The sequence below is a fragment of the Ruegeria sp. YTSC002 genome, assembly GCF_059609845.1.
This window is the reverse complement of the sequence record NZ_JBXWML010000012.1, coordinates 84,222-96,595: the sequence shown is the minus strand read 5'-3', so window position 1 is coordinate 96,595 and position 12,374 is coordinate 84,222. Positions and strand designations below refer to the sequence as shown.

14 protein-coding genes are annotated in these 12,374 nt (G+C 58.8%); 4 read left to right on the top strand and 10 right to left on the bottom strand.

Annotated elements, in window-relative coordinates:
- Window positions 1-8: 8 nt before the first annotated feature.
- From AC2FFD_RS18890 to AC2FFD_RS18850, 9 genes are all read right to left on the bottom strand, one after another.
- Window positions 9-1,061 carry an alcohol dehydrogenase family protein gene (locus tag AC2FFD_RS18890; protein ID WP_496873833.1) on the bottom strand — a complete coding sequence of 351 codons (1,053 nt, stop codon included), beginning with the start codon at window positions 1,059-1,061 and terminating at the stop codon, window positions 9-11.
- A gap of 45 nt (window positions 1,062-1,106) precedes the next feature.
- Window positions 1,107-1,349 (bottom strand): cupin domain-containing protein, encoded by a 243-nt coding sequence (locus AC2FFD_RS18885; protein WP_171637719.1) that lies wholly within the window; start codon window positions 1,347-1,349, stop codon window positions 1,107-1,109.
- A gap of 16 nt (window positions 1,350-1,365) precedes the next feature.
- Window positions 1,366-3,816 carry a GcvT family protein gene (locus AC2FFD_RS18880; RefSeq protein WP_496873832.1) on the bottom strand — a complete coding sequence of 817 codons (2,451 nt, stop codon included), beginning with the start codon at window positions 3,814-3,816 and terminating at the stop codon, window positions 1,366-1,368.
- 15 nt (window positions 3,817-3,831) lie between these two features.
- Window positions 3,832-4,212 (bottom strand): GFA family protein, encoded by a 381-nt coding sequence (locus AC2FFD_RS18875; RefSeq protein ID WP_170345613.1) that lies wholly within the window; start codon window positions 4,210-4,212, stop codon window positions 3,832-3,834.
- Window positions 4,213-4,216: 4 nt separating this feature from the next.
- Entirely contained in the window at window positions 4,217-4,840 is a 624-nt protein-coding gene (locus AC2FFD_RS18870) for a LysE family translocator (protein WP_171726145.1), read from the bottom strand.
- Window positions 4,840-5,409: a helix-turn-helix domain-containing protein gene (locus AC2FFD_RS18865; protein ID WP_171726144.1), complete on the bottom strand. Its 570-nt coding sequence runs from the start codon at window positions 5,407-5,409 to the stop codon at window positions 4,840-4,842. The genes AC2FFD_RS18870 and AC2FFD_RS18865 overlap by 1 nt, the downstream gene beginning before the upstream one ends.
- A 334-nt stretch (window positions 5,410-5,743) precedes the next feature.
- On the bottom strand, window positions 5,744-6,493 hold the full coding sequence (locus tag AC2FFD_RS18860) for a hypothetical protein (protein WP_496873831.1): 750 nt from the start codon (window positions 6,491-6,493) through the stop codon (window positions 5,744-5,746).
- Between the two features lie 141 nt (window positions 6,494-6,634).
- The gene (locus AC2FFD_RS18855; RefSeq protein WP_496873830.1) at window positions 6,635-7,090 is read right to left on the bottom strand and encodes a GAF domain-containing protein; all 456 of its coding nucleotides are present in this window, start codon (window positions 7,088-7,090) and stop codon (window positions 6,635-6,637) included.
- A gap of 72 nt (window positions 7,091-7,162) precedes the next feature.
- Window positions 7,163-8,335, bottom strand: a complete 1,173-nt coding sequence (locus AC2FFD_RS18850) for a thiolase family protein (RefSeq protein WP_170345608.1) — start codon at window positions 8,333-8,335, stop codon at window positions 7,163-7,165.
- A 102-nt stretch (window positions 8,336-8,437) separates the two neighbouring features.
- Between AC2FFD_RS18850 and AC2FFD_RS18845 the strand changes: the two genes are divergently transcribed.
- From AC2FFD_RS18845 to ggt, 3 genes are all read left to right on the top strand, one after another.
- Window positions 8,438-8,776 (top strand): STAS domain-containing protein, encoded by a 339-nt coding sequence (locus tag AC2FFD_RS18845; RefSeq protein ID WP_117872067.1) that lies wholly within the window; start codon window positions 8,438-8,440, stop codon window positions 8,774-8,776.
- 21 nt (window positions 8,777-8,797) lie between these two features.
- The gene (locus AC2FFD_RS18840; protein WP_170345607.1) at window positions 8,798-9,247 is read left to right on the top strand and encodes an ATP-binding protein; all 450 of its coding nucleotides are present in this window, start codon (window positions 8,798-8,800) and stop codon (window positions 9,245-9,247) included.
- Window positions 9,248-9,461: 214 nt separating this feature from the next.
- Complete coding sequence (gene ggt, locus AC2FFD_RS18835; protein WP_496873829.1) at window positions 9,462-11,039, top strand: gamma-glutamyltransferase; 1,578 nt, start codon at window positions 9,462-9,464, stop codon at window positions 11,037-11,039.
- 35 nt (window positions 11,040-11,074) lie between these two features.
- Here the strand turns inward: ggt and hspQ are convergent, their stop codons facing one another.
- Window positions 11,075-11,401, bottom strand: a complete 327-nt coding sequence (gene hspQ, locus AC2FFD_RS18830; protein ID WP_050604943.1) for a heat shock protein HspQ — start codon at window positions 11,399-11,401, stop codon at window positions 11,075-11,077.
- A gap of 80 nt (window positions 11,402-11,481) precedes the next feature.
- Between hspQ and AC2FFD_RS18825 the strand changes: the two genes are divergently transcribed.
- A complete protein-coding gene (locus tag AC2FFD_RS18825; RefSeq protein WP_496873828.1) occupies window positions 11,482-12,363 on the top strand; it encodes an AEC family transporter in 882 nt (293 codons plus the stop codon).
- Window positions 12,364-12,374: the final 11 nt, after the last annotated feature.

The following is a 12,374-nucleotide window of genomic DNA, read 5'->3' as shown; positions in this document are numbered from 1 at the left end:
ATTACTCCTCAGGGCACCAATACCAGTTTTCCCGGAAGAGTCTTTGACTGAAAATCAGCCTGTGCAATACCAATATCCTTCAACGGATAGGTCCGGGAAACCAGTGGCTTGATCCGTCCGGTATTCACCAGTTCGACAAGACGGGCAAAGACTTCGGGCGCCTGGTGCGTGCACCCATGTATGGTGATGTCGCGCAGATATATGTCCCGCAGATCAGCTTCGACAATCGGGCCCGCTATCGCCCCCGAAACGGCGTAATGCCCGCCGGATTTCAGGGAAAGGATCAGCGACGGCCAGGCCGGGCCACCCACAACATCGATCACCACATCGAACTTATCCTGCGGCAGCGGGTCGTTCCGGTCAAACGTATTCTCGGCCCCCTGGGATTTCACGATCTCGGCTTTCGTGCCCGCTGTTACAGCCCAAACCGACGCCCCGCGCAGGGCGGCCAGTTGCACCGCCGCCAGCCCGACGCCGCCCGAGGCGCCGGTGATCAGCACATTGTGCCCGGCAGTCACGCCTGCGCGGGTCAGCAGGTTTTCCGCCGTCCCGAAGGCGCAAGGAATGGCGGCGATTTCCACGTCCGAAAGAGGCGAGGCGCTGACGTCATAGAGATCATCGGCTTCAACCAGACAATACTGGGCAAAGGCCCCATCGATCTCGGAACCAAGCGCAATGAAGCCCTGCGGGTTTCCCGGGCGCGGACGCGGCAGGTTTATCGGACAGGTCACGCGCTGCCCGGGTTTGAAGGCAACACCCGGCCCAACCTGTTCCACGATGCCACAAAGATCTCCGCCCTGAATGCGGGGAAAGTGCAATGCACCGCCCCAACCGCCCGCTTCGACCTTCTGATCAACGGCATCCGTCGCACCGGTGACGCCCGAGGAATACCAACCGACCCGTGTGTTGATATCCGTGTTGTTCACACCTGCGGCAGCGACCCGAACAAGAACTTGCCCTGCCCCGGGTTCAGGAGCCGGAATATTATCACGCCATTCCAGAACCTCGGGTCCACCGTGATCGGTCAGGTAAACGCCCGACATGGTATTGGGAATCGTCATCTCAGACCTCATCATCCGAATGTTTCGGACTGTGGCTCGTGATCCTCAGCCCACATCAACGCGATCCACATCAACAAGGAAACCAACCCCGCCTTCCGGACAACAGAATGTCCCGGCATGGCTGTCGTGGCGATGAAGGCCAAGTGCGAAGCTGGCCTTCACGTTGTCTTCCATCAGTGTGTAGGCTCCGCCCGTGTCCTGACCGGAAACTTTCACGAAGGTATGGTCGTTTTCCCAGTCATAGTTGGGACCTTCACCAGGTCCCATCTTGGAATATCGCGGGCGCATGGGGGCCTCCTGTTTGTCAGGCGCGCAGCCGCTCGTTTGCGGGATCCCACAGCGGCTGATCCTCCTGTACCACGGCGCGGCACTTCTGGCCGTAGATTTCAACCTCGAGCTCGGTACCGGGGTTTGCAAGTTCTGACTTGATCATGCCCAGCGCGATGGATTTGCCGACGCGGTAACCCCATGCGCCCGAAGTGGTCTCGCCCACGATCTGATCGCCCTGCCAGATGCACGACATGTAAGGCGCATCGCAATCACCTGCGTCGACAGTCAGGGTGACGAACGACTTTTTCACACCCTGCTGCTTTTCGTTCAGGATTGCAGCCTTTCCGGGGAAGTCCTGTGGCTTGTCCAGTTTGACAAACCGCTCCAAGCCCGCTTCCAGCAGCGAGTAGTCGGTGCTGAGGTCGCCCTTCCACGCGCGGTATCCCTTTTCGATGCGCAGTGAGTTCAGCGCATACATGCCGAACGGCTTGGCCCCGGCGGCAAGGATCGCGTCATAGATCGGCGGCATGTGCTCGTTCAGCGCATGCACCTCCCAGCCCAGTTCACCGGCGAAGGACACGCGGATCAGGTGGGCGGGTTGCCCGGCCACGGTGGCCGCCTGATGGGTCAGCCAGCCGGCCGAGAGGTCTGCATCGGTCAGGCCCGACAGGATCTCGCGCGATTTCGGCCCGGTCACGATTAGCGTGTCGCGAGTGGTGGTCACGTCCTCGACGGTGACGCCTGCGGGCATCGCGTTCCTCAGGATGTCGCGGTCGTGCCATTGCGCGGTGGCGGCGGTGATCATCACGAAATCATCCTCGCCCAGGCGCATGCAGGACATCTCGGTCAGGATGCGGCCACGGTCGTCGGCGATGTAGACCAGGTTGATCCGCCCCACCTTGGGCAGGCCACCGGTGACCAGCCCGCGCAGCGCCTCGGCCGCGCCTTCGCCCTTGACGATGAAGCGCGAGAAACCCGGCAGGTCGAGCACGCCGCAATGGTCGCGCACGGCCTCGCATTCTTCCTTGATCCGCTGCTCCCACGGGCCGGACCGGCCCCAGGTGTGGGTGCCTTCCTCGGAGGTATCGTCGCCCGGCTGCGCGAACCAGTTGGCGCGCTCCCAGCCGTTGTAGACGCCCATGACGCCGCCCAGTTCCCTGACCTTGGCATGCACCGGCGACAGCTTCTTGTCGCGCGCGGCAGGCCATTCGTGCCACGGGAAGTGCATGGCGTATTCGTTGCCATAGACTTCCATGCCCTTCTGGTTGCAGTAATCCTGATCGGTGTAGTCGGTATAGCGGCGCGGATCGACGGCCCACATGTCCCATTCCGTGGCGCCATCCACGATCCATTCGGCCAGCACCTTGCCCGCGCCGCCGCCCTGGGCGATGCCGAAGGTGAAGGTATGTGCCTCGAAGGCGTTCTTGACGCCCGGCATCGGGCCGATCAGCGGCAGGCCGTCGGGCGCATAGGGGATCGGCCCGTTGATCACGCGGCCCACGCCCGAGGTCGCCATCAGCGGCACCCGCTCCATCGCGTCGGTGACGATATCCTCGATGCGGTCCAGATCATCGTTCCAAAGCTGGAAGCTGAAATCCTCGGGCATCGGGTCATCCTCGGTCATCCAATGGCCCTTGCAGTTGGGCTCGTAGGGGCCGAGGTTGAAGCCGTTCTTTTCCTGCCGCAGGTAGTATGAGACGTCTACATCGCGCAGCAGCGGCAGCTTCCTGCCGCCGTTCTTCTTGGACCATTCTTCAACTTCCGGCACTTCGTCGGTCAGCAGATACTGGTGGCTCATGACCATCGCCGGCACGGTGCGGCCGCCATAGGGTTTGAACCACTCGCCGACGCGTTGCGCATAGTATCCGGCAGCGTTGACGACATAGTCGCAGTCGATGTCACCCTTCTCGGTATGCACGGTCCAGGTGCCATCGTCATGCTGGGTGACGCCGGTGGCGGGGCAGAACCGGATGATCTTCTGCCCCATGTCACGCGCACCCTTGGCCAGCGCCTGGGTCAGCTGCGCGGGGTCGATATCGCCATCGGTCGGGTCATACAGAACACCCTCAAGATCATGAGTTTCCAGGAACGGGTAGCGTTCCTTGGCCTGCTCCGGCGTCCACATTTCCATCGGGATTCCCTGATAGCGGCCCATCGACATGGCCCGCTGGAACTCCTGCATCCGCTCTTTGCTGTGCGCCAGACGGATCGAGCCGGACACGTGGTAGTTCATCGGATAGTCGACCTCTTCACCCAGACGCGAATACAGCTCGGTCGAATACCGCTGCATGTTCATGATCGCCCACGAGGTCGAGAAGGTCGGCACGTTGCCCGCCGCGTGCCAGGTCGAACCTGCGGTCAGTTCATTCTTTTCCAGCAGAACGCAGTCGGTCCAGCCTTTCTTGGCCAGATGATACAGCGAGGAAGCCCCCACCACACCGCCACCGATAATGACCACGCGGGCTTTTGTCGGAAAATCACTCATGTGTCTTGGTCCCTGTTACTGTGCCCGTTGGGGCAGATCGTCCGTGATGTCGTAATAGTCGCCCTTGTCAGCCACAAAGATGTGCTTCGAGAGCTTTAGGCCCGTGGGGGCATCGAATGCGCCCATGGAAATCGAAATCGTGTCCTCTTGGTTATGTTGCCAGAAGAGAAACGAGCCACATTTGCTGCAAAACCCGCGCCGTGCGGTGTCTGACGCGTGAAACCAGTTCAGCGTGTCGCGGGCCGAGAAACTCAGGTTGTCCTGATGGGTCGTGGTCGAGGCCCAGACATGGCCGGATTGCTTTCGGCACTGCCCGCAATGGCAGATCGAAGGCGGAGAAAGGTCTCCGTCGATGGTGAAAGCAACTGAACCGCAAAGGCAGGACCCGCTGTACATAAGACTACCCCCTTGCCGCAGGCGCTGTGCTGGTTCCCAACAACACGCCGTAGATTATGAAACAGGCCGCCATCACCCGGCGCACCCAGATATTGAACACCGCGCCCAGCGCCGCCTTGCCCATCAAGGCGCCCAACACGGTGAAACCGGTATAGCTGAGCGTGGTGATGATCAGCGCGGTTGGCATGATCACGACCATCTGCTGCCAGATTGGAACCTCGGGCTGAACGAATTGCGAGAACGCCGCGAGATATCCGGCGACACTTTTGGGGTTGATCGTGGCCACTGCCAGCGCGTGCAAATAAACGTGCCGGGCCGGGCGCTCTGAAACCGGTGCGGGCTTTGTTGCGTTCATCCACCCCCGCACGCCCAGCCAGATCAGAAAGCCCGCTCCGACCAGCTTGGCCATGAAGAAACCGGTCGGAGAAGCGGCAATCAGGGCTGTGACGCCCAGCGCGGACAGGATCAAAAACATGCTGGCCTGTGTCAGGATGGCCAATACACCCATCATCGCCTTTGGAAACGGCAGGCTCATCCCGTTCGAGATGCAGTTGACCGCGTTCGGCCCCGGAGTGGTGACGAATACCACCCAGAACAGCGCGAATATGGTCCAGGCCTCGAAGCTCATCAGTACACCGGCGGAGCAATGACCCAGATGGCCACGGCAGGTTCATCATAGGGGTTGGCCCATTGATAAGGTTCATGTTTGATCCGAAAGCTGTCACCAGGCCCCACCAGGAATTCACGCGCCCCGATCGTCAGGTTCAATCGACCCGAGATCATATAGCCCACTTCCTGCGTCGGGCGATTGGCTGGCGTCTGCATCCGTGAATGTGGCTCGAAAGTGGAATGCACCATTTCGAAATCATCGGTCAGATCCGGCGACAGCAACTCTTCGATCAGCCCTTCTTCGCCCGACCCCATCGGGCGACGCGACCCGGCGCGCACAACGTAGCCCTGTTCGTCTGCGGGGGCAGCGGAATGCGCAAACAGCATCGACATTGGCACGCCGAGGCATTCGGCAATCTGGCGCAGGTCCGAGATTGAAGGCTCGGACAAATCGCGCTCAACCTGGCTCAACCAACCGACAGAGCGATCCAGCCGAGTTGCAATCTCGGTCAGGGTCAACCCTCGGGCCTTGCGCAAGGCCCTCAGGTCAGCACCAAGGGTCGCGCTTTGGGGGGCTTGGCTGTTCACAGGCCGCTCCGAATCTCATGAAATTCTTCCTTCGTTTTTCACGATGAAGCAAGACGGTGAAATTTCCAAGCGTTTTTTCACGCCCGGTTTCAATGGGGCGTTGGTCATCACTTCGTACCGACAACAGAATTGAGGACCAGAAGGCACGGAGGCCCTTGAAACACCAGAAAAACCGCAGGGACGCAGCAGCCGGATTTCAGTGTTTGCCGTACAAGGGCTTCATTTCAAAAAGACAGCACATATCGTTCCCCCGTCGCGCTGCTGCGACATGGGAAATCCTAAGCAACAGAGACAGGTCTTGAATGAGCGTGAACCGTGCAAAGCCCGCCCGGGATTAGAATTGAAGACCGGCAAAAACCTTTACTTCATCCAACACATGTTGAGGCCAACGACGAGTGAAACTGTCAGCAATCGTTTCACGCTTTTCCGGCTCAAGCCCGGCGAGCAAGCTGGGAAAGCGGCGGCGGTTTCTGGGCAGCGTCCACATTTCGATGTCATTTTCAAAACAGTAGCGGGCAAAACGCACATCGACAAACTTCTCGCTGCCCTCCATGTAATCCAGTGCTGGGAACAGCGACCCGGACAACATGACGGTTCCGGTTCCCAGCTGGTGCACCCTGGTCGAGTAGGTCAGCCGTTGGTTCATACGCAACAACGTGCGCTGCCGTATGGACTTGGGCGTCGGGTTTGTGAATGTCGTGGCGTGATAGCCGAAGACGCGCTTTTCCAGCCCGACGCCCCGCGCCCGGCGTATGGTCTGACGGACATAGTTGTCCGCATATTCGATATCGTCGTCGACCAGAAAAACGGTGTCTTCCGGATCAGGTTGAAAAATGAACTTGCCAACATCCTTGTAATCCCGGTCGGGAATCACGGCGGTGACGTTGTCGAACTCGCCCAGAAAATCGGGAACTTTCTGGTATTCGTTCAGGCAGATGAAAACTCTGTCGACCTGATGCGCGATGCTTGCCACCGAATGTGGCAATACGCCGATGCGATCCGGGAATGTCGCCATATGGGCGCGTCTGATCCCTTTTGGAGGCGCTTCATCCGCGACCGTCGGATTGATGTCAGACTCTTGCATCCCTGAGAAACACCCCAAAACGAAACTTCGCTATGGATTTTGATAGGAGATCGTTTCCAAGCCTGCAAGACGAAGTCAGACGGGCCGTTCAATCCCTCGGGAATCCCTCGGGTTGATGCACATCCGCAACGACCGCAGCGGTCAGTGCCTCGCAAACACGGCAGTCAGAATGCCTTCCAGGTTTTGCGCATCCTGTTGCGTGAAAGCATCCGGCTGGTCGCTGTCAATGTCAAAAACGGCGATGACTTTTCCCGACGAATCCCGCACTGGCAGAACCAGTTCGGACCGGGTTGAGCTGGCGCAGGCGATGTGACCCGGAAATGCATCGACATCCGGCACCAGCTGCGTTTCGCCCGTTCTTGCGGCAGCACCGCAGACGCCCCGTTCAAACGGGATGACCAAACACCCATGCCCACCCTGATAGGGGCCGATCTTCAGAACGCCCGGTTCGGTGACACGATAAAACCCGGTCCAGTCAAAACGATCGTCGGAATGGTGAACCTCGCAGGCGACAGTTGCCATGAGAGCAACATGATCCGTTTCACCTTCGGTCAGGGCCGCGATGGTCTTGGCAAGCGTTTCATAATCGGCAGTCATTGATTGCAACCCCTTCGGATGGTGGGGGGCACGGCCCCCGAGCCCCCGGAGTATTTGGAAAAAGATGAAGGGTCAAACGCGTTCAATGGCAATGGCCGTGCCTTCACCCCCGCCAATGCAGATCGCCGCGACACCCCGTTTGAGGTTTCGTTTTTCCAGCGCATTCAACAACGTAACGATGATGCGGGCACCAGAGGCACCGATGGGATGACCCAGGGCACAGGCGCCGCCATTCACATTCACCCTGTCTCGCGGCAAGCCCATTTCGTGCATGAAAGCCATCGGCACAACCGCGAAGGCCTCGTTCACTTCCCACAGGTCGACGTCATCCTTGCTCCAGCCAATGCGTGCCAACAGCTTCTGCGCCGCCGGGACCGGAGCCGTCGTGAAAAGGCCGGGGGCCTGAGCATGGCTCGCATGACCCAAAACCCGGGCCCGAACCGTCATGCCCTGCGCTTCGGCGGCTTCTGCCGACGCAAGAACCAGCGCCGCCGCGCCATCCGAAATCGAAGACGAGTTGGCGGCCGTCACCGTACCGTCCTTGCGAAATGCAGGCTTCAGCGTCGGGATCTTCTCGGGGCGGGCGGATTTTGGCTGCTCATCTGTCTCCAGCAGAATTTCACCCTTGCGCGTCCGGACCGTAACCGGCGCGATTTCCTGATCGAATGCACCACTTTCCTGCGCAGACAGCGCGTTGGACAAAGATTGCAGCGCGTATTCATCCTGTGCTTCACGGGTGAACTGGTACGCCTCGGCACAATCTTCGGCGAAGGTCCCCATCAGACGGCCCTTGTCATAGGCATCTTCAAGGCCGTCGAGGAACATATGATCAACCACCTGGCCGTGGCCAATGCGGGCACCGCCGCGCATCTTGGGCAGCAGATACGGCGCGTTGGTCATGCTTTCCATGCCGCCCGCAACCATCGTATCTGCGTGACCCAAGGCAATTTGGTCAAAGGACATCATTGCGGCCTTCATCCCCGAACCACACATTTTGTTCAGCGTGGTGGCGGGAACCTCTTCGCCCAATCCTGCCGCGAATCCGGCCTGCCGCGCAGGTGCCTGACCCTGCCCGGCCGGCAAAACGCAACCCATCAGCACTTCGTCGACTGTCTGTACCCCTGCCTGTTGCAAAGCCGCGCGGATCGCTTCGCCCCCGAGGTCAGCCGCAGCAACACCGTCAAACATGCCCTGAAACCCGCCCATCGGTGTACGGGCAGCCCCTGCTATAACAACGTCTCTCATCCGGGTTTTCCTCCTGCTTTCCCGGCCTTGAATACCGAATGGTAAGAATTGCCGTCTAGCGTATTTCTACGACTCAATTTCAGTTTGGAAAGCGGCAGGATCATGGGGCTGACCAGCAAGACAACCGGCGAAACTCAGATCATCACCGTTCATGCCGACCGGATCGATGCTGCAATGGCCATTCAGTTCAAGGAAGACATGCGCGCCAATACCGAGGACAGCGCTCATCGCGTTGTTCTGGATCTGTCCGATGTCGAGTTCATTGACTCCAGCGGTCTGGGTGCAATCGTTGCCTCAATGAAACAGCTGGGAAAGGACCGGAGGCTTGATCTGGCCGGGTTGCAGCCAGTGGTCGAAAAAGTCTTTCGCCTGACACGCATGGATACGGTTTTCAGGCTTTTTGAAACACTGGATGACGCGTTGTCAGAGACGGACGCCTGACGGCAGCAGGGGATAGATGGCGTGGAGCCGATTGAAAACAAGACCTGTCTGGAATTGACCTTCCCTGCGACGGAATCAGAGGCCAGTGTGGGCATTGCAAAGCTCAGCGTCGGTCTGGCGGAACGGGGGTTGCCCCCCCATAAAGCCGATGATGTGAAGATTGCATTGGCTGAAGCCATCAACAACGTCGTGGAACACGCTTACAATGGCATCGCCGCGGCCAAGGTTCAGGTCACCTGTCGGCTGGACAGGGATCTTCTGGACATCTTGATCTCGGATACGGGGCGCCCGCTGCCTGGATACCGGCTTCCGGATGGCACCCCTGCTCCAATTGGAACGGATCTACAGGACCTCCCCGAAGGCGGGTTCGGCTGGTTCCTGATTCATCGCCTCACCAGTGATATCCGGTACGAGCGGCGCGGTGGATGCAACCGTCTGTCCCTGCGGTTTGACTTTGAACCCAACGGGTGATCGACCGCAATTGGTCACAATAAGGTCATTTTCGAAACATTGTCGCGCCGCAAACAACCGCCATACAGTGACTCGTAGCTCAGATAGCTTCCCTCGGCGCCACATATCACAGCCCCCACCCAGTGAATGGCGCCGAGGAACTTCCCCCCGAAACTGCTGGACAATCGCTGATCAGTGAATAGCTTTCTCTTGTTCCACAAAGAGAGAATTCGCCATGCGTGATCTGCATAGCCCGGGCCGATCCGAAGTTTTTGCCACGCAAGGCATGTGCGCAACGTCGCATCCGCTGGCGGCAAAGGTGGCCATCGATATCTTGGGCCAGGGCGGCAACGCGATGGATGCCGCGATCGCCGGGGCTGTTCTTCTGGGGATTTGCGAACCTCAGATGACCGGATTGGGCGGCGATTGCTTCGTTCTGTTCAATCGTGCCGGCGAAAGCAGGATACGCGCGCTCAACGGATCGGGTCGCGCACCGGCTGCCGCGCAATCCCAGATGTTGCGCGATCAGGGCCTGTCATCCGTACCTTTGGATGGGCCGGATGCTGTGACCATTCCCGGAGCCGTCGATGCCTTCTGCCACCTGGCCCAGACCGAGGGTCGCCTGGGGTTGGGCGCGATTTTGAACCCGGCGATTCATTATGCTGAAGCGGGTGTTCCGGTGGCTCCCCGTGTCGCTTTCGATTGGAAGTCTGGTGCCGCAACACTTCAGGGCGCCGCCCGCGACCACTATCTGATTGACGGGCAAGCCCCGTCGATCGGGCAGGTTTTCCGTGCGCCGGGACAGGCGGAGGTATTGCGCCAGATCGCGGCCCACGGGCGCGACGCGTTCTATTCAGGTGAAATCGCCGATGATATGATTACCGCACTTTCGGAAAGGGGTGGTGTCCATTCCGCTGAGGATTTTCATCACACAAGATATACCGAAACGCAGCCGATACATGGGGCCTACAAAGGCGTGGATTTGGTGGAACATCCACCGAACGGCCAGGGCGCAACCGCGATTCTGCTGCTGAATATCCTCAAGCACTTTGACATGGCCTCGATGGATCCATTCGGAGCGGAGCGTATTCATATCGAAGCCGAGGCCACCAAACTGGCCTACGACGCTCGAAACCGGTTCATCGCGGATCCCGACCACATGGCAAGAGTGGAGCGCTTTCTGGATCCGGATATCGCTGCCAGATTGGCTGCTTTGATCGATCCCCAAAAGGCGATGCCTGCTGCGGCGCCTCTGACCGAAGCGGTTCACAAGGACACGGTTTACATCACCGTGGTCGACCGCGACCAAATGGCTGTTTCGCTGATCTATTCGATCTTTCACAGCTTTGGATCCGGTATAGCGTCGGAAAAATACGGCATATTGCTGCAAAACCGCGGGGCAGGATTCACATTGCAGCCCGGCCACCCCAACGAACTGGGCGGCGGCAAACGCCCGATGCACACGATCATTCCGGGAATGTTGGCGCAGGACGGTCGGGTCACGATGCCGTTTGGAGTGATGGGCGGTGCCTATCAGCCAACAGGACACGCGCGTTTCGTTTCAAACCTCACTGACTTCGGGTTGGGGTTGCAGCAAAGCATCGATGCACCGCGCGCCTTCTTTGACGGATCGGTTCTGAAACTGGAGCGCGGGTACAGCGAGCAGATCGCGAAACAATTGTCCGATATCGGCCATAATATTGAAGTGCCGGAAACACCACTTGGCGGAGCGCAAGCGATCCGAATCCGAAACGACGGCATTTTGGAAGGCGGCAGCGACCCACGCAAGGATGGCTGTTCGCTTGGATACTGATCTGCGGCAGACCTATGCCCGCCGGTTCGGTTCCGCTAGTTCAGGTGGAAATGCAGGGGGTATGCACCATCTTCGAACGGTCCGAACATATTGGGTATATCCGGGTGCTCGACCGGTTCTCCTGAATAGTCGGCAACCAGATTTTGTTCTGAAACATAAGCAACATAGAAGGATTGATCGTTCTCGGCCAGCAGGTGATAGAACGGTTGCTCTTTCCTTGGGCGGCTGTCTTCCGGAATGGCCTGATACCATTCTTCGGTATTCGAAAACTCGGGATCCACGTCAAAAATCACCCCTCGAAAAGGGTGTTTCTTGTGACGAACCACCTGGCCCAAGCCGTATTTTGCACGTGTCTTTAGCATTGTATCAGCCCCCACCGCTTTTTTTACCCGTTTCCGGGCGGAAAAGCCAATCATTGATGTGAAAATCAGGGAAACAGTCTGTGAACCTTATACTGACAGTGTTCGAAATCGTGGCGCCGGTTTTTCTATTGGCGGCTGTTGGTTTTAGCTGGGTCAAGCTGGGTTTCGAATACCGCCTGCAATTCGTCACCCGCTTTGCAACGATGCTGGCGATGCCCAGCCTGATTTTTGTTGCCCTGATGCAAACCGAGATCCCGGGCAATGATCTGTCACGCTTCACAATGGCGACACTGGTCGCAAATCTGCTGCTGGCAGTGTTGTTCTGGCTGATCGTTCGAGGGTTGAGCCTGGACCCGCGAACGTATCTGTCACCTTTGATTTTCGGCAATACCGGCAATCTGGGCCTGCCGCTGTGTATCTTTGCCTTTGGACAGGTCGGCCTGGGGTATGCAGTCATCTTTCTGTCAGTTACTGCACTGTTTTCTTTCACTTACGGGATTTATCTGGTCGCCGGTAAAGGTGCGTGGGGACAGGTTGCGCGCCAACCAATGGCCTGGGCGACGATCCTTGGCGCAGTGTTTCTGTCGCAGGGGTGGCAGACGCCGACATTTCTGACCAGCACGCTGGAGCTTTTGGGGCAAATGGCCGTCCCGCTGATGCTGGTCACATTGGGTGTGGCAATCGCCCGCCTGACCTCGCACAGCCTGGGGCGGGCGCTGTGGCTGTCGGCGCTGAAACTGGCGGTGTGCTTTGCGCTGGGATGGGGAATCGGACGATGGTTTGATCTGGATACGATCGCATTTGGCGTTCTGGTTCTTCAGATTTGTACGCCGGTTGCCGTAACCTCTTACCTGTTGGCCGAACGGTTCGGGGCCGATTCCGACGCCGTCGCCGGCATGGTCATGGTGTCCACCGTACTTTCCGTGGCGGCGTTACCGGCTGTTCTGGCCATCATTTTATAGCGATTGTGATT